The sequence below is a fragment of the uncultured Sphaerotilus sp. genome (assembly GCF_963924895.1).
Classification (GTDB): Bacteria; Pseudomonadota; Gammaproteobacteria; order Burkholderiales; family Burkholderiaceae_C; genus Sphaerotilus.
On sequence record NZ_CAWURG010000033.1, the window covers coordinates 1 to 21,238 of the forward strand.

26 protein-coding genes are annotated in these 21,238 nt (G+C 68.3%); 12 read left to right on the plus strand and 14 right to left on the minus strand.

Annotated features, from left to right (window positions below):
- Positions 1–609, minus strand: a 609-nt coding sequence (locus AABN02_RS12645) for a branched-chain amino acid ABC transporter substrate-binding protein (RefSeq protein ID WP_338415286.1), incomplete at its 3' end; no start/stop codon positions are given.
- 604 nt (positions 610–1,213) lie between these two features.
- On the opposite strand from AABN02_RS12645, the gene AABN02_RS12650 reads away from it, so the two are divergent.
- The gene (locus tag AABN02_RS12650) at positions 1,214–1,633 is read left to right on the plus strand and encodes an SET domain-containing protein (protein WP_338415287.1); all 420 of its coding nucleotides are present in this window, start codon (positions 1,214–1,216) and stop codon (positions 1,631–1,633) included.
- Between the two features lie 90 nt (positions 1,634–1,723).
- On the opposite strand, the gene AABN02_RS12655 is transcribed toward AABN02_RS12650, so the two are convergent.
- Entirely contained in the window at positions 1,724–3,412 is a 1,689-nt protein-coding gene (locus tag AABN02_RS12655; protein WP_338415288.1) for a long-chain-fatty-acid--CoA ligase, read from the minus strand.
- 183 nt (positions 3,413–3,595) lie between these two features.
- On the opposite strand from AABN02_RS12655, the gene AABN02_RS12660 reads away from it, so the two are divergent.
- Positions 3,596–4,078 (plus strand): Lrp/AsnC family transcriptional regulator, encoded by a 483-nt coding sequence (locus AABN02_RS12660; RefSeq protein ID WP_338415289.1) that lies wholly within the window; start codon positions 3,596–3,598, stop codon positions 4,076–4,078.
- Positions 4,079–4,189: 111 nt separating this feature from the next.
- A complete protein-coding gene (locus AABN02_RS12665) occupies positions 4,190–4,720 on the plus strand; it encodes an SRPBCC family protein (protein ID WP_338415290.1) in 531 nt (176 codons plus the stop codon).
- Positions 4,721–4,725: 5 nt separating this feature from the next.
- Here the strand turns inward: AABN02_RS12665 and AABN02_RS12670 are convergent, their stop codons facing one another.
- The 3 genes from AABN02_RS12670 to AABN02_RS12680 all read right to left on the minus strand — a co-directional run bounded on the left by AABN02_RS12670 (position 4,726) and on the right by AABN02_RS12680 (position 6,816).
- Positions 4,726–5,574 (minus strand): HDOD domain-containing protein, encoded by an 849-nt coding sequence (locus AABN02_RS12670; protein WP_338415291.1) that lies wholly within the window; start codon positions 5,572–5,574, stop codon positions 4,726–4,728.
- A gap of 92 nt (positions 5,575–5,666) precedes the next feature.
- The gene (locus tag AABN02_RS12675) at positions 5,667–5,966 is read right to left on the minus strand and encodes a hypothetical protein (protein ID WP_338415292.1); all 300 of its coding nucleotides are present in this window, start codon (positions 5,964–5,966) and stop codon (positions 5,667–5,669) included.
- Positions 5,967–6,246: 280 nt separating this feature from the next.
- Positions 6,247–6,816 carry a hypothetical protein gene (locus AABN02_RS12680; protein WP_338415293.1) on the minus strand — a complete coding sequence of 190 codons (570 nt, stop codon included), beginning with the start codon at positions 6,814–6,816 and terminating at the stop codon, positions 6,247–6,249.
- A gap of 77 nt (positions 6,817–6,893) precedes the next feature.
- Between AABN02_RS12680 and AABN02_RS12685 the strand changes: the two genes are divergently transcribed.
- Both AABN02_RS12685 and AABN02_RS12690 read left to right on the plus strand, forming a co-directional pair.
- Positions 6,894–7,652, plus strand: coding sequence for a DUF2189 domain-containing protein (locus tag AABN02_RS12685; RefSeq protein WP_338415294.1), 759 nt, complete (start codon positions 6,894–6,896; stop codon positions 7,650–7,652).
- A gap of 157 nt (positions 7,653–7,809) precedes the next feature.
- Entirely contained in the window at positions 7,810–8,019 is a 210-nt protein-coding gene (locus AABN02_RS12690; protein WP_338415295.1) for a DUF2788 domain-containing protein, read from the plus strand.
- 2 nt (positions 8,020–8,021) lie between these two features.
- On the opposite strand, the gene AABN02_RS12695 is transcribed toward AABN02_RS12690, so the two are convergent.
- From AABN02_RS12695 to AABN02_RS12730, 8 genes are all read right to left on the minus strand, one after another.
- On the minus strand, positions 8,022–8,306 hold the full coding sequence (locus tag AABN02_RS12695) for a DUF493 family protein (RefSeq protein ID WP_338415296.1): 285 nt from the start codon (positions 8,304–8,306) through the stop codon (positions 8,022–8,024).
- Positions 8,307–8,319: 13 nt separating this feature from the next.
- Positions 8,320–9,468 (minus strand): D-alanyl-D-alanine carboxypeptidase family protein, encoded by a 1,149-nt coding sequence (locus AABN02_RS12700; RefSeq protein ID WP_338415297.1) that lies wholly within the window; start codon positions 9,466–9,468, stop codon positions 8,320–8,322.
- A 26-nt stretch (positions 9,469–9,494) separates the two neighbouring features.
- On the minus strand, positions 9,495–10,112 hold the full coding sequence (locus AABN02_RS12705) for an alpha/beta fold hydrolase (protein WP_338415298.1): 618 nt from the start codon (positions 10,110–10,112) through the stop codon (positions 9,495–9,497).
- Positions 10,113–10,127: 15 nt separating this feature from the next.
- On the minus strand, positions 10,128–10,466 hold the full coding sequence (locus AABN02_RS12710; protein WP_179633473.1) for a (2Fe-2S) ferredoxin domain-containing protein: 339 nt from the start codon (positions 10,464–10,466) through the stop codon (positions 10,128–10,130).
- A gap of 16 nt (positions 10,467–10,482) precedes the next feature.
- Positions 10,483–11,628: a VanZ family protein gene (locus tag AABN02_RS12715; protein WP_338415299.1), complete on the minus strand. Its 1,146-nt coding sequence runs from the start codon at positions 11,626–11,628 to the stop codon at positions 10,483–10,485.
- A gap of 15 nt (positions 11,629–11,643) precedes the next feature.
- Positions 11,644–12,084: a CopD family protein gene (locus tag AABN02_RS12720; RefSeq protein ID WP_338415300.1), complete on the minus strand. Its 441-nt coding sequence runs from the start codon at positions 12,082–12,084 to the stop codon at positions 11,644–11,646.
- Positions 12,085–12,142: 58 nt separating this feature from the next.
- On the minus strand, positions 12,143–12,409 hold the full coding sequence (locus AABN02_RS12725; protein ID WP_338415301.1) for a hypothetical protein: 267 nt from the start codon (positions 12,407–12,409) through the stop codon (positions 12,143–12,145).
- Positions 12,410–12,498: 89 nt separating this feature from the next.
- A complete protein-coding gene (locus AABN02_RS12730; protein ID WP_338415302.1) occupies positions 12,499–13,839 on the minus strand; it encodes a serine/threonine-protein kinase in 1,341 nt (446 codons plus the stop codon).
- Between the two features lie 92 nt (positions 13,840–13,931).
- Here AABN02_RS12730 and argS point away from each other — a divergent pair, with 92 nt between their 5' ends.
- The 7 genes from argS (at position 13,932) to AABN02_RS12765 (ending at position 20,577) form a co-directional block, all read left to right on the plus strand.
- Positions 13,932–15,623, plus strand: a complete 1,692-nt coding sequence (gene argS / locus AABN02_RS12735) for an arginine--tRNA ligase (RefSeq protein ID WP_338415303.1) — start codon at positions 13,932–13,934, stop codon at positions 15,621–15,623.
- Between the two features lie 10 nt (positions 15,624–15,633).
- Entirely contained in the window at positions 15,634–16,290 is a 657-nt protein-coding gene (locus AABN02_RS12740; protein WP_338415304.1) for an SPOR domain-containing protein, read from the plus strand.
- 55 nt (positions 16,291–16,345) lie between these two features.
- A complete protein-coding gene (locus AABN02_RS12745; RefSeq protein ID WP_338415305.1) occupies positions 16,346–17,014 on the plus strand; it encodes a thiol:disulfide interchange protein DsbA/DsbL in 669 nt (222 codons plus the stop codon).
- A gap of 130 nt (positions 17,015–17,144) precedes the next feature.
- Positions 17,145–17,777 carry a lipopolysaccharide transport periplasmic protein LptA gene (gene lptA, locus AABN02_RS12750; protein WP_338415306.1) on the plus strand — a complete coding sequence of 211 codons (633 nt, stop codon included), beginning with the start codon at positions 17,145–17,147 and terminating at the stop codon, positions 17,775–17,777.
- Positions 17,774–18,526, plus strand: coding sequence for an LPS export ABC transporter ATP-binding protein (gene lptB, locus AABN02_RS12755; RefSeq protein ID WP_338415307.1), 753 nt, complete (start codon positions 17,774–17,776; stop codon positions 18,524–18,526). Before lptA ends, lptB begins: the two co-directional genes overlap by 4 nt.
- Before the next feature lie 22 nt (positions 18,527–18,548).
- A complete protein-coding gene (locus AABN02_RS12760; RefSeq protein WP_338415308.1) occupies positions 18,549–20,138 on the plus strand; it encodes an RNA polymerase factor sigma-54 in 1,590 nt (529 codons plus the stop codon).
- Between the two features lie 190 nt (positions 20,139–20,328).
- On the plus strand, positions 20,329–20,577 hold the full coding sequence (locus tag AABN02_RS12765; RefSeq protein WP_338415309.1) for a hypothetical protein: 249 nt from the start codon (positions 20,329–20,331) through the stop codon (positions 20,575–20,577).
- On the opposite strand, the gene AABN02_RS12770 is transcribed toward AABN02_RS12765, so the two are convergent.
- Complete coding sequence (locus AABN02_RS12770) at positions 20,549–21,172, minus strand: DUF4126 domain-containing protein (RefSeq protein ID WP_338415310.1); 624 nt, start codon at positions 21,170–21,172, stop codon at positions 20,549–20,551. The two genes, AABN02_RS12765 and AABN02_RS12770, sit on opposite strands and share 29 nt — an antisense overlap.
- Between the last annotated feature and the right edge of the window lie 66 nt (positions 21,173–21,238).

Sequence of the window (21,238 nt, forward strand, 5' to 3'; positions counted from 1 at the left end):
GTCGTTGGTGAACTCGCGCGCCACCGTCTTGCCGCCCGCGCCCTTCACGCCCTTCTCGAACTCGTCGGCCACGCCCTGCCCGTACGCCGTGCGGTCATCGATCACCGCGATCGACTTGCCCTTCAGCTCCTTGGCCGCATAACGACCCAGCGTGCCGCCCAGGTGCACGTCGTCCGCCACCACGCGGAACGTCGTCTTGAAGCCCTGGCGCGTGAACTTCGGGTTCGTCGCCGACGGCGAGATCTGCGGAATGCCCGCGTCGCTGTAGATCTTCGAGGCCGGGATCGAGGTGCCCGAGTTCAGGTGACCCACCACGCCCGAGACCTTCGAGTCGACCAGCTTCTGTGCCGCGGCCGTGCCCTGCTTCGGATCGCCACCGTCGTCTTCGGCCAGCAGCTCGAACTTCACCTTCTTGCCGCCAATCGACACGCCCTTGGCGTTGAGTTCGTCGATCGCCATGCGCGCGCCGTTCTCGTTGTCCTTGCCCAGGTGGGCAATGCCGCCGCTGGTCGGGGCAACGTGGCCGATCTTGACAACCTCCTGGGCGCTGACCTGGGTGGCCGCTGCCAGTGCAACTGCGGCGATGACGACGTTGAGCTTGTGATTCATGGATGCAGACTCCGACTAGGAACTGGGGATGAGAGGAACCGGGGAACCGTCTGCCAGCGACCTGGGGCCTTGCGCTGGCAAGACCCTCAGTCTTTCAAGATGCGTGCCAGCTTGGCCTGAGGCTGGCTGATCCGGGTTTGCCCGTATCCGGTGTGCGGGTGTGTCGGTGCAGTTCTCTCCCTGATCTGTCCTGGCTTCTTCTGTGGCCCGGCTTTGCGTGTGCCCTGTCTTCCTGGTGTTCCGGTTCCGGCGGGTGTCTGTTCTGTCCTTCCAGACTTCTTGTTCTTCTCTTCTGTTATTTATCTTTTTATAGATAGTACATAGTAGTAGAGGGGGCTGTTTTTTGTGCACAACCCTGTTTTTCCTTTATGAATCAAGCACTTGAGCTGGTGAGAAGTCTGTGTGTGACCCAGTGGAGCAGCGCGGGAGTCAGAGGGATCAACTTTCCGGGAGGCCGGTTTTCCATGAACAACTCCACACCTGTTCAACGCTTCTCCACAGAGTTGTTCCGTGCAGCCGGTCACGGACCTTGTCCACAGCCGCGCGCGCGGCCCGGTGACGGCAACCCGTACCATCCACCGCTTTCACGATCGGGGATCCGTCCATGGGCACGCCTGCCAACCCTCAGAAGTACGCCGTCCTGGCCGCGCCCAGTCCGATCGAGGGCACCGGCGCCTTCGCCGGCGAAGCGATTCCGGCCCGCCGCAAGATCGGCGAGATCCGGGGCGAGATGATCAGCGTCCACGAGGCGTGGGAGCGCGTGAAGACGATGGAACGCATCATGATGGTGGAAATTTCGCCCAGAAGAGCGATTGATGCGTCCAGATCGAGCGATCCGCTGCGCTTCACGAACCACTCCTGTGCGCCCAATGCGGTGCTGCGCATCCGGCAGGGACGCATCGAGATCTACGCGATGCGGGCGATTCCCGTCGGTGAGGAGATCACCTGCAACTACGGGGAAACGCACCACGAAGGCCGGCTGGCCTGCCGCTGCGGGGCGGTCAACTGCGTGGGAAAGCTGTGAACAACCGGTGAGGTACCGGTGAACAGCCGGTGAACAGCCGGTGTGCAAGGCCGCAGGGCGGTGCACAGGGCTGTGGAGAGGCAGTGGATATCAGGTGCGCAGTTCGCGGCGCAGGATCTTGCCGACATTGCTCTTGGGCAGGTCGTCGCGGAACTCGATGAACTTGGGCCGCTTGTAGGCGGTGAAGTTGTCCCGGCAGTAGGCGGCGAGGTCCTCTTCGGCGAGGGCCGGGTCGTCCTTGACGACGAACAGCTTGACCGCTTCGCCGGTGCGCGCGTCCGGGATGCCGATCGCCGCACACTCGAGCACGCCGGGGTGCAGGTTGACCACCTGCTCGATCTCGGTCGGGTAGACGTTGAAACCGGACACCAGGATCATGTCCTTCTTGCGGTCGACGATGCGGACATAGCCGCGCTCGTCCATCACGCCGATGTCGCCGGACTTGAAGTAGCCGTCGGCGGTCATGACCTGGGCGGTTTCGTCGGGGCGCTTCCAGTAGCCGGCCATCACCTGCGGGCCACGGATGCAGATCTCGCCGGGCTGGCCGGTCGGCACGTCCTCGCCGTCGTCGTCGCGGATGGCGATGTCGGTCGAGGGCACCGGCAGGCCGATGGTGCCGGTGAACTCCTTCAGGTCGATGCGGTTGGCAGTGGCCACGGGCGAGGTTTCCGACAGGCCGTAGCCCTCGGCGATCGGGCAGCCGGTGACCTTGAGCCATTTCTCGGCGGTGGCCTTCTGCACCGCCATGCCACCGCCGTTGGAGACGACGAGCTGCGAGAAGTCGAGCCGCGCGAACTCGGCGTTGTGGGCCAGCGCGTTGTAGAGCGTGTTGACGGCCGGGAACATGTGGATGCGGTGTCCCTTGAGCGCGCCGATCAGCGCCGGCAGGTCGCGCGGATTGGGGATCAGGATCAGCCGGTGGCCCAGGCGCGCGCCCAGGAAGTAGGACACCGTCAGCGCGAAGATGTGGTAGAGCGGCAGTGCGCACACACTGGTCATCTGCTGGTCGCCGATGCGGCCGAGCATGGGCTGGAACCAGGCTTCGCTCTGCAGGATGTTGGCCACCACGTTGCGGTGCAGCAGGGTCGCGCCCTTGGACACGCCGGTCGTGCCGCCGGTGTACTGCAGGAAGGCGATGTCGTCGGGGCCGACCGCGCTGCGTGCAAGCTTCAGGCGGCTGCCTGCGGCGACGGCGTCGTTGAAGCGCGTGACGCTGTGCCCCTGGCCCTCCGGCAAACGGAACTCGGGCACCATCTTGCGCACATGGCGCACCACGAAGTTCACCAGGTGGCGCCGCCAGGGCGGCAGCATGTCGCCCATCGCGGCGAGCACGATGTGCTTGACCTGCGTCTGGCGGACCACCTCGGCCAGCGTGCCGGCGAAGTTCTCGAGGAGGACGATGGCCTCGGCGCCGGAATCGACGAGCTGGTGCTGGAGTTCGCGTGGGGTGTAGAGCGGATTGACGTTGACGACGATGTAGCCGGCGCGCAGCACGGCGGCAATGGCCACCAGGTACTGCGGCAGGTTCGGCATCATCAGCGCCACACGTGCGCCGCGGGCCAGCCCCCGGGCCTGCAGCCAGGCGCCCAGTGCGGCCGATTGTTCGTCGATGGTGCGGAAGCTGATCGGCTGTTCGAGGAACAGGGCGGCCTGCCGGCTGGCGTGCTGGCGGAAGCTGGTGTCGAGCAGATCGACCAGCGAGCGTTGCGTCCCGGCATCGATGGTGGCGGGCACCCCTTCCGGATAGCTCTGCAGCCAGGGGCGGGTGGTGGTGTGCATGGGGGGACTCCGGGTCGGGCGGTTCATCAGAGTCCCGATTGTTCAGCTGCGTGTCAGGTTCGGTGCTCGGTGCTTGCCCGTAGCCACAGCAGAGGATTGTCCCTGTTGCGACAGGTACGCACCGTGTGGCAGCCCTCAGCGCTGATTCAGGATGGTACTGATCATTCCTGCAATGATCTTTCGATGGACTCCGAATTGACGCTGGACGCCGTGGACCGGCGCATTCTTGCCGCGCTGCAACTGCAGGGACGCATCACCTATGACGAACTCGCCGCCCAGGTGCAGTTGTCAGCGTCTGCCGTGCTCCGGCGGGTGCGCCGGCTGGAAGACTCGGGGGTCATCGCCGGCTATGCCGCGATCGTGCCGCCGCAGAAGCTTGGCCTGGGGCTGTCCGCCTTTGTCGAGGTGCAACTGCAGCGGCCTGCCGACACGCCGGGGGTGCGGATCGTCGAGCGCTTCCGCGCTGCGGTCCAGGACTGGCCCGAAGTCATCGAGTGTGTCTGCCTGAGCACGGAGATGAGCTACCTGCTGCGGGTCGTGGTGACCGACATGGCGCACCATGGCCGGTTCATGATGGACACGCTGCTGCAGCACCCGGGTGTGCAGGAGTGCAGGACCAGTTTCGTGCTCGATCAGATCAAGCTCCAGCACGCCTTGCCGAACTGAAGCTATTGGCTCTGTGGCGGGCTGAATGTCCGCCACGCCCTGCCCCATTTCCGGGATGGACTCGCCATGTGATATTTTGTAACTTCCGTGTGAGGCGGCGATGTATACAAAATGACTTGGCTGAGCAATCTCCTGAAGTCGACCCTGGTGCTGGCACTGCTGCTGGTGCTGCTCGCCTACGCACTGCCGGACCGCCACCTGATCGAGCGGCAGAAACTCATTCCGGGTACCCCTGACCAGCTCTGGCCGCTGCTGGCCTCGCCGCGGCAGTGGGCGCGCTGGTCGCCCTGGCATGCCCGGGATCCGCAGATGCGCAACGGCTATGACGGACCCGAGTCGGGTCTGGGGGCCCAATGGTCCTGGGACAGTGCGGTGCTGGGACAGGGGCGCATGCGCTTCGATGAGGTCCAGAAGCCGACCCGGCTGGGCTACACGGTCACCTTCGAGGACCTGGGATCGGGAGCCCGTGGCGAGTTCCGGCTGGAGCCTTTGGCTGCGGGCACCCGGGTGACCTGGACCCTGGAATCGCAGGCCGGCTCGAATGCCCTGCTGCGCTGGCTCAGCCTGGTGAACGACTACCGGCTGGCGCGGGACTTCGATCTGGGACTGGAACGTCTGGCGGCGGCCGTGGACCAGCCTTGAGCGGCTCAGGCCAGGGTGTTGTCGATCAGGCGCTGCGCCGCGGGGGTCGACAGGGTCAGCAGCGTGGCGAGTTCTTCCAGTTCGTCCAGCGTCGGTGTGGCGGTCGGGCCCTCCTGGTCCAGCCGCTCGGCCAGCGTCAGCGCCAGGGTCAGCAGGCGGCGCTGGGGTTGCAGCAGCACCTGGCTGCGCTGGTCGTCGGGATCGGTCAGCCGCAGCAGCGTGGACGGCAGGCCCCAGTCCTGGGCCAGGCGGTGTTCCAGCGGCGCCAGGGCGACATTCAGCACCTCTTCTTCGAGCGCGGCCGCATCCCGTTGCGGATCCTGTTCGCGGCGCTCCTGCAGCGTCTGCGCCAGGGTCGGTGCGTGGCACCACAGCAAGATTTCCGCGTGGCCGTGCAGCAGCGCGGCCTTCTGCAGCGCGCTGGCATGGCTGTCGGCGTGCAGCAGGGCGAACTCGGTCACCAGACGGGCTGCGCAGAAGGAGCGTCGGATCCGCCGGTGGATGCTGGCGATGGCCTGCGGGTAGTCCTGCAGATGGTCGTCGAGCACGGGCAGCGGCAGGAACGTCCGGAAGAACGGGCCGATGCCCATCAGCACGACGGCGGCGGTCACCGTGTCCACATCGGTCACCTGGCGATCGGCCCGGTGCCGCGACGCATGGGTGAGCACCCGCAGGGTCATCAGCGGGTCGTCGCCGATGGCGTTGTTGATCAGATGGGCATCGACCGTGCCGTGTCGGGCCTCGATCTCGGCCAGCAGGCCCAGTTCTTCCTCCGTGTCGGACAGGACCGGGATCGGCCGGCTCGTGAGATACCGCGACCAGGCATCGAGATCGGGCAGGGGCTGCGCGAGCATGTTCGGCTCCGGGGAAGATGGATATCGGCCTTATCGGCAGCACCAGCGCGGGACTTGAGTCCTGCGCTGTCCGCCATCCCTGGCGCGGCCTGTCAGGGTTCCTGCGCCTGTGCCTGCACCTGGGGCTGCGGCAGCAGGCAGATCAGTTTGCCGTTCCGGTAGAGCGCCCCGTAGCACTGCCCGTCGAGTTCGACCGAACCCAGGGACACCTCGGCGCCTTCGTCCGCACAGGCTTCGAGTGCCGCCTGTGCGCGGTCGAAGTGCCAGCGCGCCCGGCGCTGGCGCAGCGTCTGCAGCCAGGTGCCGGACGCGGCGCCACCGGGCGGGCGCTTCATCAGCGTGGACAACGACGTCAGCGAGGTCAGCGACAGGTGAGCGAACAAGTGGGGCATGGCCGGCTTTCATCGAGAGATCAGGGGTCGCGGGGTCTCAGGCAATGGCGGTACATCGACCACCGGGGCAGTTTCTTCATGAGGGTCATTCCGTAGAGCAGGGAAGTCCATGCCGCGGCGCGCCTGGAGCGTCGGGGGCAGCACGGTCCAGGCGTGACACGGGTGGGTGTCGGGTCAGAGGGAATGTTGCTCAGATGATAAACGAATGTTTATCAATCTGTGAAGACCCTGCCGTTCGTTCTGTCGATCGGTCGGTCGATCGGCCGGGCCTGCGCGGTGTTCAGCGCTTCTTTTTCAGGGGCGCGATGCTCTGGCGGGTCTGCGCCCAGAGTGCGGCATCGGCCGCCGCTGCCGTGGGCAGCGGTGCGGGCGGTGGCGGCGGGGCTGGCACGGGCGCCAGCACCTCGCCCAGCAGATCCAGCAGCCGCTGGCGGGCGCGCTGCGGGTTGCGGCGGTAGTAGGTCAGCACCAGTTCGGTGATGAAGCGTTCGTCCTCGTCGCGTGGCTTGCCGGTGTCGGGGGCGCGCGTGGTGGAACTGGTCGGGTGCGCTGCCGCAGCCGGTGCGGCTGTTGTGGCTGGCGCGCCGTGCGGGTGGTCCAGCCAGCCCGAGGGCTTGCCGCAGCGCTGCTCGAACTGGCGCGCCAGCCGCTCGCCGATCTGGCGCGAGCGGCCCTTGATCTGGCTCCAGTAGCTGGGCTGGATCTCGATGCGCTCGGCGAAGCGCCGCTCCAGTCCCCGCAGGGCAGCGGCGTCGGGGGCAGTGCTGGCGGCGGTGCGCACGAATTCGTCGAAGAGGGCCAGCGCATTGAGATAACGCTGCGTGGCGGTGTCGTGGCCGGGGGAGATCATGCCGGGATGATATGTCCGCGGCGCCTCGGGGCTGGCACGGGTACCGCTGGAGCGCTTCTGGCTCTAGCATCGGGGGCATGAATGCGCACGCTGTTGTCCCCTCCGCCGTCCGGTTGCTGCGCCCGCTGCAGGCCATGACCTGGCTGGAACGTTCCTGGCATGACATCCGTCGGGTTCCGGGTGTGAGTTTTGGCCACGGGGCCTTGCTGGCGGGTCTCGGGCTGCTGCTGATGGTGTTCGCCAGGGACCGGTTCTGGGTGCTGGCGGGTTCGCTGTCCGGTTTCCTGCTGGTCGCGCCCATCCTGGCGACCGGGCTCTACGCCGTGAGCCGGGCGCTGGAGCGGGGCGAGGCGGCTGGATGGCCGACCGTGGTGGCCGTCTGGCGGTCGCTGGACCGGCGGCTGGTGGTGTTCGGCCTGCTGCTGGCGGCCGCTGGAACCTGCTGGGTGATGACCTCGGCGGCGCTGATCACGCTGCTGGCGCCGCACCGCATCGACACGCCGGTCGATTTCCTGCGCTACGTGGTGGCCAACCGGGACTCGTGGCTGTTCGAGCTGTGGCTGGCGCTGGGCGGGCTGCTGGCCGCACCGGTGTTCGCCTCCAGCGTGGTGGCGATTCCGATGATGCTGGACCGGCCGGTCGGTGTCTGGGAGGCCGTGCTGGCGAGCTGGCGCACGGTGCTCGACAACCCGCTGCCGATGGCGGTGTGGGCCGCGCTGGTGATGGGCTTCACGTTGCTCGGGCTGGGGGCGATGCTGGTCGGACTGGTGTTCGTCGTGCCGATGCTGGGCCACGCGAGCTGGTACGCCTACCGGGATCTGTACGCGGCACCTTGACCGTTGGCGGTGCGTGCGTGCGGGCCAGCGGGCTTGCGCTGGATCAAGTCCCCGGCCGTGGTGGCCGCGGTGTCGCCGAGGGCTCTGCGCTTAAGATCGCGGCGCCCTTCTCCCCTTCTCCCCTTCCCCCACTGCACCGCGTCCCGCACCCCTGCCCATGTTCGGCTACAACGAGGAACAACTGGCCCACTTCGGACTGACCGTCGGCGTCGGCTCGTTCATCCTCTACATGCTGTTTGTCATCGCGCAGCTGGCGCGCGAGGCGAAGGCCGGCCGCTTCGGCACCTTCGTGCTCTTCGTCGTGCTGGCCTTCGGCATGGTGGGCTTCGTGGCCAAGAGCGTGATCGCCTGGCTGCTCGACATGTGAGTTCAGAGCACCATCTTCACCATCGGGTGCGTCGTCAGCGTGCGGTACAGCTCGTCGAGCTGCGGCCGGCTGGTGGCGCGGATGGTGATGGTCACGCCGAGGTAGTTGCCCGCCTTGCTCGGGCGGGTCTCGATGGTGCTGGCGTCGAAGCCGGGGTCGAACTGCAGGGCCACGTGCGCGATGGCGGCTGCGAAGCCCTCCACGTTCGCGCCCATGACCTTGATCGGAAAGTCGCAGGGATATTCGATCAGCGACTGCTCGGGCGGAATGTCGTGCGGGCTGCTCATGTCCGGCTCCTGCTCAGCGCATCCACAGGCGCAGCGTGTCCCAGGCGCGGCCGAACATGCCCGCCTGCTCCACCGGCTCCAGCACGGTCACCGGAATCTCGCTCACCACCCGCGTGCCCGACAGCACCTTGAGCGTGCCGATCTGCTGGCCCTTGGTCAGCGGCGCGATCAGCGGGTCGGTGCGCACGAGCTGCGTCTTGAGCTGCCCGCCTTCGCCACGCGGCACCGAGACCACCACCGGCGCCTGCGTGCCGAGCTTGGCGGTGGCGGCTGCCCCCTTCCAGACTTCGACCTGCGTGATGACCTGGCGGGCGTCGTAGACCTTGACCGAGTCCCAGGCGCTGTAGCCCCAGTTCAGCAGCTTCTGGCTCTCGACGGCGCGGCCCTCCTTGGAAGACGCCCCCACGACCACGCTGATCAGGCGGCGCGGGCCGTTGGGGAAGTCGCGCTTGGCGGTGGCGATCAGGCAGTAGCCGGCGGCGTCGGTGTAGCCGGTCTTCAGGCCGTCCACGCTCGGGTCGCGCCACAGCAGCAGGTTGCGGTTCTGCTGCGTGATCTTGTTGAAGGTGAATTCCTTGAGGGCGTAGTAGCGCACGTCGCCGGGGAAGTCGACCAGCAGCCGCGTGGCGATGGTGCCGAGTTCGCGCACCGTGCTGACGTGGCCGGGTGCGGGCAGGCCTTCCGGGTTCTTGAACTGCGAGACCTTCAGCCCGAACGCTTGTGCCTGGCGGTTCATCATCGCGACGAAGTTTTCCACCGAGCCGCCGATGGCCTCGGCCAGCAGCACGGTGGCGTCGTTGCCGCTCTGCACGATCATGCCCTTGATGAGGTCTTCGACCTTCACCTTGTTGCCGACCTGGATGTACATGCGCGACGCGTCGGTCATGCCGGTGCGCCAGGCGCGCTCGGAGACGGTCAGTTCCTGGTCGAGGGTGAGCTTCTTGTCGCGCAGGGCCTGGAAGACCAGGTAGGCGGTCATCAGCTTGGTGAGCGAGGCGGGCTCGACCGTGGCATCGGGGTTGCGGCCGGCCAGGGCCTGGTCGGCGCTCAGGTCGAGCAGCACATAGGCCTTGGCGGCGATCTCGGGCGGCTGCGGCGGGGTCTGGGCCAGGGTATGCGGCAGCGCCAGGGCCAGCGCCAGGGAAGCAAGGAGTCGTTTCATCGGGGGAGTCGGTTCAGGTGCAGGGGTCAGTGCCAGCTGCGCACGATGAGCTGGCGCAGGCGGGGCAGTTGACCGTGGAAGAAATGGCCGACACCGGGCATCACGGTGACGGGCAGGTGTTGCGGGCGGGCCCAGTCGAGCGTGGCGGTCAGGGGCACGACGTCGTCGGTCTCGCCGTGGATGACCACGGTGTCCTCGGGCACATCGGCCGGCCGGGCGCGCTGCGTGGAGGGGCCGACCAGCAGCAGGCGCTCGGCCCGCTCGGGGCCTTCCAGCCGGGCCGCTGCCAGCGTGGTCACGTAGGCGCCGAAGGAGAATCCGCCGAGCACCAGCGGCAGGCCGGCGCTGCGCTGGGCGGCGACCACCGCGAGCAGGTCGTCGCTCTCGCCACGGCCCTCGTCGTGCACGCCCTCGGTGCTGCCGACGCCGCGGAAGTTGAAGCGCACCGTGCGGTAGCCCATCTGCAGGAAGGCGCGCGCCATGGTCTGCACCACCTTGTTGTCCATGGTGCCGCCGAACAGCGGGTGCGGGTGGGCCAGCACGGCCACGCCGCGCGGCGTGTCGACGCCCGGCGGCTGGTCGACGGCCACCTCGATGGCACCGGCCGGTCCGGCCACGTGCAGGCGTTCGGTCTGGGCGTTCATCGGCAGCCCGTCCGCTCAGCGGCCGACATCGGCTGGCAGCACCAGGCGTTCGACGACCTGGCCGTTCTTCAGGTGCGACTCGACGATCTCGTCGATGTCGCTGTCGTCGACGAAGGTGTACCAGGTGGCTTCCGGATAGACCACGGCGACCGGCCCGCCCGCGCAGCGGTCGAGGCAGCCCGCCTTGTTGACCCGGACCTGCCCGGGACCGGCCAGTCCGGCCGCCTTGACCTGCTGCTTGCAGCGGTCGAAGCCGGCCTGTGCCTGGTGGTCACCGCAACTGGACTGGCCGTTGTCGCGCTGGTTCAGGCAGAAGAAGATGTGGCGCTGGTAGTAACTGCTCATGCTGCTCATGCCGGGATTGTAGGAGTCAGGCTGTCGGGGGCATCGCTGGCGGGACATCCGGGGGGCGCGGCCGGGGGGGTGTGATGACCTGGATCATCAGGAATATCAAAGCCGCCAGCGGCCATACCCAGCCGATCCACTGCGCCAGACCATGGAAGCGGATGAAGCGTCCCTGCTCCCAGGCTTTCAGGCTGAGGGCGAAATACGGGTCTGCGCTGGTCTGGTTGATGAGCGCGATCAGGATGGTCAGCAGGACCAGCCCGATGGCCGCGACCACCCGGCGGTACATGAACGCCAGGGCGCATCCCAGGATCATCCCCATCAGCACGCCCGGAATCACCGGTGGCGCCAGCCAGGACATGGCGTGGTCCGGGCCGAAGTTCATCGCCGTGGACAGGGCCGTGGCGCTGATGCCCAGCACGCAGGCGCCGGCCAGCGTGACCAGCCGGTGGCGGGCGCGGCGCAGCATCACGAAACTCACCAGACACGGCGCCAGCAGGCCGAGTGCGGTCACCAGCGCTTCGATGCCGGGCGCGAGCGTGCTGCCGGGCGCTGGCAGCGGCACCCAGCCGGCGAAGAGCGTGTCGGCCAGCCAGCCGTCCACCAGCGTGGCCAGCCGCACGAGGCCCTGGCCCGGACTCAGCGGCACCGGCGTGGGGAACAGCAGCCCGATCGGCCAGGACAGCAGCAGCATCAGACCCAGCGTGCCGTGCGGCACGAAGAGCACGTCGCGCAGGCGTTGCCAGTACGCCAGCAGGCCCAGGCGCTGCAGCACCAGCGCGAGCACCGCCCCCGTCAGGGCGCCAGCGCTGTTGAGCCCCCAGTCCACCCGCGACGGCACGCGCAGCGGCAGGAAGTACTGCGTCCACTCCATCGCCAGCGACAGCCCCACGCCGACCAGCGTGGCCTGCAGACCGGCCCGCCATGGCGACATCCCTCCCCGCAGCCAGGCCAGCCCGAGCAGCAGTCCGAGCGGCTGGTAGGCCAGGTAGTTGGACCAGAAATCGAAGCGCGTGTAGCGCGACATCGGCAGCCAGAGCAGGTCGCGCCAGTCCTGTCCGGGCAGGAACACCGGCCATTGCCAGGGCCAGAAGGGGTGCAGGCTGGCGTAGACGATCAGGCCCGCCCACATCCAGGCAAGCGGCCAGGAAGAGGATCGGTAGGCGGGCATCGTCCGTGCGATGCGTCAGAACGGCTTGAACACCACCAAGGTGACGATGGCCGCGAAGAGCAGCACCGACACCTCGTTGTAGACGCGGAACCAGACGTGGCTGTGCTGGTTGGCGGCGTGTTCGAACTTGCGCAGCAGGCGCGCATTGACGTGGTGGAAGCCGATCACCGCGAGCACCAGCGCGAGCTTGGCGTGCAGCCAGCCGTTGCCGGGTCCGCGCCACAGACCGTAGCCCAGCCACAGCCACAGGCCGCTCGCCAGGGCGACGACCATCAGCAGCGTCGAGAAGCGCTGCAGCTTGCGCGCCATCAGCAGCAGGCGTTCGCGCTCGGCGTGGCTGTCGGGGGCGACCATCGCCAGATTGACCAGGATGCGGGGCAGGTAGAACAGCCCGGCAAACCAGCTGGCGATGAAAATGATGTGCAGGGTCTTGACCCCGAGATAGAGCGTGTCCATGGCGGCATCATAAGGACCGCCCGGCCCCGGCGCGGCCTGCACACCGGTCGAGAGGGGATCAGCCGGCGGCGGCGTCCTTCACGCACTTCTTCATGAAGCTGTTCTTGGCGGCACCCGCCAGCTTCTTCTCGGCGGCCTTGGTGTCGCAGGCGTTCTGCGCGGCGCCTGCACCGGCTTCGCGCTCGCACTTCTTCATGAAGCTGTTCTTGGCGGCCCCCGCCAGCTTCTTTTCGCCCGCCTTGGTTTCACAGGCAGCGTCCGCGGCGTGGGCTGTGGTGGCCAGACCGGCCAGGGCGAGGGCCAGCACGGTGATCAGTTTCTTCATGGTCGATTCCTTTGGCATGTTGAGCGGACAGCAAGTCGCCGATCGCGTTGTGCATTGAAACCGGACAGATCCCTTTCGGCAAGAGGGGATCAGAGGATGCGCCGCGGATGCGCCAGCGCCTCGTGCGCGGCATGCAGGCGCCGCACCAGCACGCGGATGAAGGCCTCGTCGAAGAGGTGGCGGGTCTGCGGGCTCAGCCGCGCCAGCGTCTCCGGGGTGAAGGAGATCGCGGTGGCGGACTCGGTGACGACGATGTCGGTGCTGTGGCGGCGCAGCTCCGGGTTGGGCGCGAGGTAGGCCATCTCGCCGACCGAGGTGCCGGCGCCGAGCTGCGCGACGCGGCGGGCGTCGCGGTAGACCTCGACCGCGCCGCTGGCGATGATGTGGAAGGTGCGCCCCTCCTCGCCGCGGTTGTAGAGCGCATGGCCGACCGGAAAGCGCTGCCAGCGCGCCCGGTGCACGACCTCCCACAGCGCCACATCGCCGAACTGGGTGAAGAACTCCAGCGTGCGCAGCAGCGTGAAGCGCTCCGAGTCGAGCACGCCCTGCGAGGTGCCGCGCGGCACGTGGTGCATGGTGATGAGCTGCGACAGCGCCTCGCCCACCGCGTCCCACGAGGAGTAGCGGTCGTCGGCCCGCTTGGCCAGACAGCGCTGCACGACCTGGTCCAGCGCCGGGGTCACGCCGGTGCGCAGCCCGACTAGGCTGGGCGCCTGCACATGGCAGATCTGGTGCATCAGGCTGGCCTGGCTGGTGGCCTCGAAGGGCGCGCGTCCGGCGATCAGGTGGTAGAGCACCGCGCCGAGGCCGTAGATGTCGGCCCGCGCGTCCAGCTCGCTGCCGTCGAGCTGCTCGGGCGACATGTAGGCCAGCGAGCCGACGCGGTGCACCTGCGTGGCGTCCGAGGTCAGGTTGAGCGCGCTGCCGAAGTCGGTCAGCTTGATGTCGTGGATCTCGGTGTCGTGGCCCTGGGTCAGGGTCAGGATGTTGGCGGGCTTGACGTCGCGGTGGACCAGGCCTTGCCGGTAGCAGTAGCCCAGCGCCATCGCGCACTTGAAGCCGATCTCGACGAGCTGCTCCAGCGGCAGCAGGTGGCCGGGCTGGCAGAAGGCGCGCAGCGTGGTGCCGGGCACGTACTCCATCACCACATAGGGGGCGACCGGGTCGGGCACGGCGTCGAAGATCTCGACCACGTTGGGGTGGTGCAGCCGGCCGGCCAGCGCCGCTTCCGAGGCGAAGAAGCGCGAGAACATGTGGCCGTCGTTGGTGTCGCTCAGCACGCTGGCGCGCACCTGCTTGACCGCGACGGGGCGGTCATTGAACTCGTCGTGGCACAGGAAGACCTCGCTCGTCGTGCCTTCGCCGAGGCGACGGATGACGCGGTACTTGCCGATGCGCTGGGGCAGAACCGGTGCGGTGCAGTCGATCATGGGAGGGTCAGAGGGCAATCGCCGATCTTTTCACTCCCGGGCTGCCGGAGCAAGTGCGGATTGCGCGCGGACCCGCCCCGTAGAATCCGCGCATGATTCAAGCCAAAGAGCAACTCCTCGCCGCGCTCGGCGACGCGCTGGCCGAGATCGCGCCCGGTGCGGCGGTCGAGCCTGCCTTCGAGAACCCCAAGCAGGCCGCCCACGGCGACCTCGCCTGCACGCTGGCGATGCAGCTCGCCCGCCCGCTGAAGCAGAACCCGCGCGCGCTCGCGCAGGCGCTGATCGCGGCCCTGCAGACGCGCCCCGCCGTGCAGCAGTGGGTCGAGGCGATGGAGATCGCCGGCCCCGGCTTCATCAACATCCGCCTCAAGCCCGCCGCCCGCCAGCAGGTGGTCGCGCAGGTGCTGGCCGAGGCCGGGCACTTCGGCGTGCGCCCGGACAACGGCCGCAAGGTGATGGTGGAGTTCGTCTCGGCCAACCCGACCGGCCCGCTGCACGTCGGCCACGGCCGGCAAGGTGCGCTCGGCGACGCGCTGTGCAACCTCTATGCCACCCAGGGCTGGCAGGTCCACCGCGAGTTCTATTACAACGACGCGGGCGTGCAGATCGGCACGCTGGCCACCTCGACCCAGTGCCGCCTGAATGGGCTGAAGCCGGGCGACGCTGGCTGGCCCGAGTCGGCCTACAACGGCGAGTACATCGGGGACATCGCCGACGCCTTCCGCCAGAAGGCCACCGTCCGGGCCGACGACCGCGCATTCACCGCGTCCGGCGATCCCGCCGACCTCGACAGCATCCGCCAGTTCGCCGTCGCCTACCTGCGCCACGAGCAGGACCTGGACTTGCGGGCCTTCGGCGTGCGCTTCGACCACTACTACCTCGAGTCCGGCCTCTACAGCAGCGGCCGCGTGGCCGAGGCGGTGCAGAAGCTGGTCGACGCCGGCAAGACCTTCGAGGAGGGCGGCGCACTCTGGCTGCGCAGCACGGACTACGGCGACGACAAGGACCGCGTGATGCGCAAGTCCGACGGCACGTTCACCTACTTCGTGCCGGACGTGGCGTACCACATCCACAAGTGGCAGCGCGGCTTCGACAAGGTCGTCAACGTCCAGGGCAGCGACCACCACGGCACCATCGCCCGCGTGCGCGCCGGTCTGCAGGCGGCCGGTGTCGGCATCCCCACCGGCTGGCCCGACTACGTGCTGCACAAGATGGTCACCGTGATGAAGGGCGGCGAGGAGGTCAAGATCTCCAAGCGCGCCGGCAGCTACGTCACGCTGCGCGACCTGATCGACTGGACCAGCCGCGACGCGGTGCGCTTCTTCCTCATCAGCCGCAAGGCGGACACCGAGTTCATCTTCGACGTCGATCTGGCGCTGCAGGCCAACGACGAGAACCCGGTGTTCTACGTGCAGTACGCCCACGCGCGCATCTGCTCGGTGCTGGCGAAGTACGCTGACGAGCACCGTGGCGATGTGTCCCCGGCAGCGCTGGCGGCGGCGGACCTGTCCGGGCTGACCGCGCCGACCGAGGTGGCGCTGATGAACAAGCTGGCCGAGTATCCGGAGATGCTGGGTCGGGCGGCCGCCGATCTGGCGCCGCACGACGTGGCGTTCTACCTGCGCGACGTGGCCTCGGCGTACCACAGCTATTACGCGGCGGTGCGCTTCCTTGATGGTGACGCTTTGGCGATGCCGGCGCGCATGGCGCTGCTGCAGGCCACCGCGCAGGTGTTGCGCAATGCACTGGCCGTGCTCGGCGTGAGCGCGCCGAGCAAGATGTAGGAGATTTTTGATGGCATCGAATGCAAAGACACAGCGCGGCGGCTTCGGCGTCGGCGTGGTCGTGGGGCTGCTGGTCGGCCTGGTGCTGGCGCTGGGGGTGGCGCTCTATGTGACCAAGGCGCCGATTCCCTTCCTGGACAAGGTGCCCCAGCGCACGGCCGATCAGGACGCGGCCGAGCTGGAGAAGAACAAGCACTGGGATCCGAACTCGCCGCTGCACGGCAAGAACCCGGCCAAGCCCGCGCCCGGACGCGCCGACAGCAGCGCCCCCAGCGCGGCGGTCGCGGCCCAGGATGCCGTGGCGAGCGCGGTCGCGAATGCAGCGGCTGCCGTGACCACGGCGCCCAGCGCGCCAGCGCGTTCGGCCAGCGCGGCGGCGGCCCGCGCATCGGCAGCGGCGGCCGCGTCAGCCAAGCCGGGGGCTGACGCGTTTGTGTATTTCGTGCAGGTCGGCGCCTATGTCAGCACCGACGATGCCGAGCAGCAGCGCGCCAAGCTGGCGATGGTGGGCCTGAAAGCCCGCATCACCGAACGCGAACAGTCCGGACGCCTCATGTACCGTGTGCGCCTGGGCCCGTTCGAGACGCGTGATGATGCCGAGCGGATGCGCGACCAGACGACGGCGTCCGGTTATGGCGAAGCGGCGCTGGTGCGCGTGCCGCGTTGAACCTTGCTGCACGGACCCACTCTGATCCGTCGTGATCATCGAAAGGAAACATTGCATGAAGCGTCGTGAGTTTGTCGTGGGCAGCACCGCCGCCCTCGCGCTGGCCGGTGTCAGCCCCCTGGTCTCGGCCCAGGGTGCGTTCCAGGAAGGCAAGCACTTCGTCCGCCTGTCCCCTGCGGTTCCGGTCTCGGCACCGGCGGGCAAGATCGAGGTGATCGAGTTCTTCTGGTACGGCTGCCCGCACTGCAATGCCTTCGAGCCGACGCTGGAGGCGTGGATCAAGAAGCTGCCGGCCGACGTGGCCTTCCGGCGCGTGCACGTGGGCTTCCGCCCCGCGTTCGAGCCGCAGCAGCGCTTCTACGCCACGCTGGAGGCCCTCGGTCTGGTCGAGCAGATCCACCGCAAGGTCTTCTACGCGATCCACCAGCAGGGCCAGCGGCTCGACAAGCCGGAGGCCCTGATCGAGTTCGCGGTGCAGAACGGGGCCGACAAGGCCAAGTTCACCGAGATGTACAACTCCTTCGGCATGCAGAACAAGGTCCGCCAGGGCAAGCAGCTCTCCGAGGCCTACAAGATCGACGGGGTGCCGGCGCTCGGCATCCACGGTCGCTACTACACCTCGCCGTCGCTGGCCGGCGGTGACAACACGCCCGAGCAGGAGGGCCAGGTCCGCGCGCTGGCACTGACCGACCAGCTCATCGCCAAGGTGCGCAAGGTCGGCTGAGCACGCGCCGCAGGCACCCAGGACCGACCACCGGGCCCGCGACAGAAGATGTCGCGGGCCCGGTCGCTTCTGGCTAGAATGAATGCAATTTCCATGCCTTGACCCCAGGGCTTTCCGGGGACCGTGTTCCATGCTGCCTGCCGTTTCCGTGCTGTTGTCCCGACATTCCGGCCTGATGCTCTTGCTGGGCGCCCTGCTGGCGGGGTTCGGCCTGCCGGCACATGCCGAAAAGGCCGACAGCGAGCAGGCGCTTGCTTTTGACGCAGGCCGCATGGTGCTGGACGGCAAGCGCAAGATCCGCACGCTCAGCGGCGGTGTCGAGATCACCCGCGGCACCCTCGTGCTCAAGGCGGCGCAGATCGAGCTGAAGGAGACCGCGCAGGGCCAGTTCGCCACGGCGACCGGTGCCGCCGGACAGGTCGCCACCTTCCGCCAGAAGCGCGAAGGGCTGGACGAGATCGTCGAAGGCCAGGCCCGGCGCATCGAATACGACACCGTCACCGAGACCGTGCGCTTCATCGACCAGGCGCAGGTGCGGGTGCTGCGCGGTGGCGTGCCGGCCGACCAGGTCACCGGCCAGACCATCGTCTACAACCATGCCCGCGACGTGTTCGAGGTGCAGGGCGGCGGTGTCGCTGGCGCCGCTGCGACGGCAGCGGGTGGCGGGCGCGTCAAGGGTGTGGTGACGCCGCGCAAGTCCAACAGCCCTACCAGCCCCGCCAGCCCGGCACCCGAGTCCACCAGCCCGGAGGCCCCCCGTTGACCGACACCCGCAGCTGCCTGGAAGCCGAGGGCCTGCAGAAGCGCTACGGCGCCCGGCTGGTCGTCAAGGACGTCCACCTCTCGGTGCGCAGCGGCGAGGTGGTCGGGCTGCTCGGGCCGAATGGCGCTGGCAAGACCACCAGCTTCTACATGCTGGTCGGGCTGGTGCGGGCCGACGCGGGCAGCATCCGCATCGACGGTGCCGAGGTGCAGCGCCTGCCCATCCACCAGCGGGCGCGGCTCGGGCTGTCCTACCTGCCGCAGGAGGCCTCGATCTTCCGGCGCCTCACGGTCGAGGAGAACATCCGCGCCGTGCTGGAGCTGCAGCACGACGAGAACGGCCGCCCGCTCGGCGCCGCGCGCATCGAGGTGCTGCTGGACGGCCTGCTCCACGACCTGTCGATCGAGCGGCTGCGCGCCAGCCCCGCCCCGGCCCTCTCGGGCGGCGAGCGCCGGCGGGTGGAGATCGCCCGGGCGCTGGCCACGCAGCCGCGTTTCATCCTGCTGGACGAGCCCTTTGCCGGGGTTGATCCGATTGCGGTGATCGAGATCCAGCGCATCATCGGATTCCTCAAGGCGCGTGGCATCGGCGTGCTGATCACCGACCACAACGTGCGCGAGACGCTGGGCATCTGCGACCGCGCCTACATCATCAGCGAGGGCCGTGTGCTGGCCGAAGGGACGCCGGCGGCGATCGTCGACAACCCGGACGTGCGCAAGGTCTACCTCGGCGAACACTTCCGCATGTGACTCCGACCCCGGTCCCGACCCCATGAAACCATCCCTGCAGGTCCGCCTGTCGCAGCACCTGGCGCTGACGCCACAGCTGCAGCAATCGATCCGGCTGCTGCAGCTCTCGACACTGGAGCTGCACCAGGAAGTCGAGCAGATGCTCGAAGCGAATCCCTTCCTGGAAGTCGATGAAGAGGGTGTTGCCCAGGACCGGCCCATGGCGGATGCCACCCTGGCTCCGCCCGAGCGCAGCGCCAGTGCCAGCGACGACTGGGATGGCGGCGACAGCACAGCCACCGCGACCAGCACGACCTCCGAGGCCGAGACGCCCGGCGTCGACCAGCTCGACTTCAACAGCAGCGCCAGCGACAGCAACGACTGGGACTCCGGCAGCGAGCGCGAAGACTACGACAGCCTCTCGGACGTGTCCGGTGCGCGCAGCAACGGCGTCGAGGACGAGGACGGCGACTGGAGCGAGCGCTCCAGCCTCACCGAAAGCCTCAACGACCACCTGCGTGGCCAGCTGCTCGGGATGCGGCTTGCGAACGAGGACATGCTGCTGGTCGAAGCGCTGATCGACTCGCTCAACGAGGACGGCTACCTGGCCGACGCCCTGGAAGACATCGCCGAGCGGCTGGCCATCGAGCTGTCGATCGGCGACACGCCCGGCGACGAGGAAGCCGCTGCGCTGCGCGAGGAGCTGATCGACCGGCTGCGCTGCGCCCTGGGCTGGCTGCAGAACCTGGAGCCCTGCGGTGTCGGGGCCCGCGATCTGGGCGAATGCCTGGTGCTGCAGCTGCGCGAATGCGACCGCACCGAGGCGCAGCGTGTGGCCATGCTGATCTGCCAGGGCCACCTGGAGCTGCTGGCGCGGCGCGACATGAAGAAGCTCACGGCCGCCACCGGCGCCGACGAGGACGACATCCGCGACGCCCAGTCGCTCATCCTCACGCTGGAGCCCAAGCCGGGCCGGCGCTTCGCCCGTGCCGAGGCCAACATCGTCGTGCCGGACGTGATCGTGCAGAAGGCCGGCCGCGGCTGGCGCGTCGTGCTGAATCCGGACGTGATGCCCAAGCTGCGCATCAACGACCTCTACGCCCAGGTCCTGCGCCAGCACCGCAGCCAGCGCCAGGGCGACGCCGGCGGCGCGACCCTGGCGGTGCGCCTTCAGGAGGCGCGCTGGTTCGTCAAGAACATCCTGCAGCGCTTCGACACCATCCAGCGCGTCTCGCAGGCCATCGTCGAGCGCCAGAAGGGCTTCTTCACCCACGGCGAGATCGCGATGAAGCCGCTGGTGCTGCGGGAGATCGCCGACGAGCTGGGCCTGCACGAGTCCACCATCTCGCGCGTGACCACCGCCAAGTACATGAACACGCCCTTCGGCACCTTCGAGCTGAAGTACTTCTTCGGCTCCTCGCTGAACACCGAGGCGGGCGGCAATGCGTCGAGCACGGCGGTGCGCGCGCTGATCAAGCAGTTCGTTGCCGCCGAGGACCAGAAGAAGCCGCTCTCCGACAGCCAGCTCAGCACGATGCTGGAAGAACAGGGCATCCAGGTCGCACGCCGCACGGTGGCCAAGTACCGCGAGGCGCTCAAGATCTCGCCGGCCAATCTGCGCAAGGCGATCTGACCGGACGGTTGCTGCCCGCGCACCAATCCGGGGCGGCCTGAAGCGGCGCTGCGCATGTCTGCGGGCGGGGTCCGGTAGTTACCCCGACAGACCTTGGTGCGTGGCGGTGGCGGGTGGCTCCGGGGGCGTGATCGAATCTGCGATCTGGCCGGCACGGCCCATGCAATGGAGGTACACCTAGGAGACCGCCATGCACGACCCAGTCCGCCACCAGATTGCCAGCCGCATCCACGATCTGCTCATGCACGAGATGGGCGAGGATGTGGACATCCACCTGATGCTCGGCCCGCCCGAATACGCCCGCGCGGTGCTCAGCCTGTGCCGGGCCTGCGGCAGCGCAGAGCTGGGCCGGTTGGCCGAGCAGTTCCTGATGACCCAGACGCCGCTGGCGCCTCTGCGGGCGGCCGCTGTCAGTCCTGCGCTGTCGACACGCCGCTGAAACGCTGCACCAGCCCCCGCAGCAGCGCCCGCACGTGGCGCAGCAGCCAGAAGGTCAGTCCCAGCATCACCACCACGGCCACGCCGAGCCCGACCGCGGCCCACATCGGCTGGACCCACGACAGCCACAGCATCGCCGGCACCGCAGCATCCCCTGCCAGCGACAGCCCCCAGTTGCTGAAGGGTTCGGGCGAGGTGTTGAACGCCGCCCGCGTCGTCGTCTTGGCCACATGCGCGGTGGCCGCCAGCGAGCCGCCGAGCACGGCCGCGGCCATCGACCAGCTGCCTTCGTCGCCACCAAAGACCGACGCCGCCAGCGCCGCCCCCGCCGGGATGCGCACGAAGGTGTGCAGCAGGTCCCAGAAGGAGTCGAAGCCGGGGATCTTGTCGGCGAAGAACTCGGCCGCCAGCATCAGGCCGCTCGCGCCCAGCACCACCGGCTGCTGCAGCCAGAGCAGCCCGCCCGGCAGCGGGATCCAGCCCAGGTGCCCGGCCAGCCCGGTGCAGAAGAGCACGGCGTACAGCCGCAGCCCGCTGGCCCAGCCCAGCGTGGCGGCGATCGACATCAGCTCCGGGGTGCCGAGGGCAGCGGTCATGGCGGCGTTCCTGTGGTGGAGAAAATCGCCGCGATGGTAGCCGGGTGCTGCCGCGGGTGCAGCGCC

What these genes read in the sequence shown, in the direction of transcription:
- lptA (WP_338415306.1), top strand. Translation starts at nt 17,145, where the DNA reads ATGCTGCCTGCCGTTTCCGTGCTGTTGTCCCGACATTCCGGCCTGATG.
- AABN02_RS12740 (WP_338415304.1), top strand. Translation starts at nt 15,634, where the DNA reads ATGGCATCGAATGCAAAGACACAGCGCGGCGGCTTCGGCGTCGGCGTG.
- AABN02_RS12650 (WP_338415287.1), top strand. Translation starts at nt 1,214, where the DNA reads ATGGGCACGCCTGCCAACCCTCAGAAGTACGCCGTCCTGGCCGCGCCC.
- AABN02_RS12745 (WP_338415305.1), top strand. Translation starts at nt 16,346, where the DNA reads ATGAAGCGTCGTGAGTTTGTCGTGGGCAGCACCGCCGCCCTCGCGCTG.
- AABN02_RS12760 (WP_338415308.1), top strand. Translation starts at nt 18,549, where the DNA reads ATGAAACCATCCCTGCAGGTCCGCCTGTCGCAGCACCTGGCGCTGACG.
- AABN02_RS12765 (WP_338415309.1), top strand. Translation starts at nt 20,329, where the DNA reads ATGCACGACCCAGTCCGCCACCAGATTGCCAGCCGCATCCACGATCTG.
- AABN02_RS12730 (WP_338415302.1), bottom strand. Translation starts at nt 13,839, where the DNA reads ATGATCGACTGCACCGCACCGGTTCTGCCCCAGCGCATCGGCAAGTAC.
- AABN02_RS12720 (WP_338415300.1), bottom strand. Translation starts at nt 12,084, where the DNA reads ATGGACACGCTCTATCTCGGGGTCAAGACCCTGCACATCATTTTCATC.
- AABN02_RS12770 (WP_338415310.1), bottom strand. Translation starts at nt 21,172, where the DNA reads ATGACCGCTGCCCTCGGCACCCCGGAGCTGATGTCGATCGCCGCCACG.
- AABN02_RS12665 (WP_338415290.1), top strand. Translation starts at nt 4,190, where the DNA reads ATGACTTGGCTGAGCAATCTCCTGAAGTCGACCCTGGTGCTGGCACTG.
- AABN02_RS12690 (WP_338415295.1), top strand. Translation starts at nt 7,810, where the DNA reads ATGTTCGGCTACAACGAGGAACAACTGGCCCACTTCGGACTGACCGTC.
- AABN02_RS12695 (WP_338415296.1), bottom strand. Translation starts at nt 8,306, where the DNA reads ATGAGCAGCCCGCACGACATTCCGCCCGAGCAGTCGCTGATCGAATAT.
- AABN02_RS12725 (WP_338415301.1), bottom strand. Translation starts at nt 12,409, where the DNA reads ATGAAGAAACTGATCACCGTGCTGGCCCTCGCCCTGGCCGGTCTGGCC.
- AABN02_RS12710 (WP_179633473.1), bottom strand. Translation starts at nt 10,466, where the DNA reads ATGAGCAGCATGAGCAGTTACTACCAGCGCCACATCTTCTTCTGCCTG.
- AABN02_RS12655 (WP_338415288.1), bottom strand. Translation starts at nt 3,412, where the DNA reads ATGCACACCACCACCCGCCCCTGGCTGCAGAGCTATCCGGAAGGGGTG.
- AABN02_RS12715 (WP_338415299.1), bottom strand. Translation starts at nt 11,628, where the DNA reads ATGCCCGCCTACCGATCCTCTTCCTGGCCGCTTGCCTGGATGTGGGCG.
- AABN02_RS12685 (WP_338415294.1), top strand. Translation starts at nt 6,894, where the DNA reads ATGAATGCGCACGCTGTTGTCCCCTCCGCCGTCCGGTTGCTGCGCCCG.
- AABN02_RS12700 (WP_338415297.1), bottom strand. Translation starts at nt 9,468, where the DNA reads ATGAAACGACTCCTTGCTTCCCTGGCGCTGGCCCTGGCGCTGCCGCAT.
- AABN02_RS12680 (WP_338415293.1), bottom strand. Translation starts at nt 6,816, where the DNA reads ATGATCTCCCCCGGCCACGACACCGCCACGCAGCGTTATCTCAATGCG.
- AABN02_RS12675 (WP_338415292.1), bottom strand. Translation starts at nt 5,966, where the DNA reads ATGCCCCACTTGTTCGCTCACCTGTCGCTGACCTCGCTGACGTCGTTG.
- AABN02_RS12670 (WP_338415291.1), bottom strand. Translation starts at nt 5,574, where the DNA reads ATGCTCGCGCAGCCCCTGCCCGATCTCGATGCCTGGTCGCGGTATCTC.
- AABN02_RS12660 (WP_338415289.1), top strand. Translation starts at nt 3,596, where the DNA reads ATGGACTCCGAATTGACGCTGGACGCCGTGGACCGGCGCATTCTTGCC.
- argS (WP_338415303.1), top strand. Translation starts at nt 13,932, where the DNA reads ATGATTCAAGCCAAAGAGCAACTCCTCGCCGCGCTCGGCGACGCGCTG.
- AABN02_RS12705 (WP_338415298.1), bottom strand. Translation starts at nt 10,112, where the DNA reads ATGAACGCCCAGACCGAACGCCTGCACGTGGCCGGACCGGCCGGTGCC.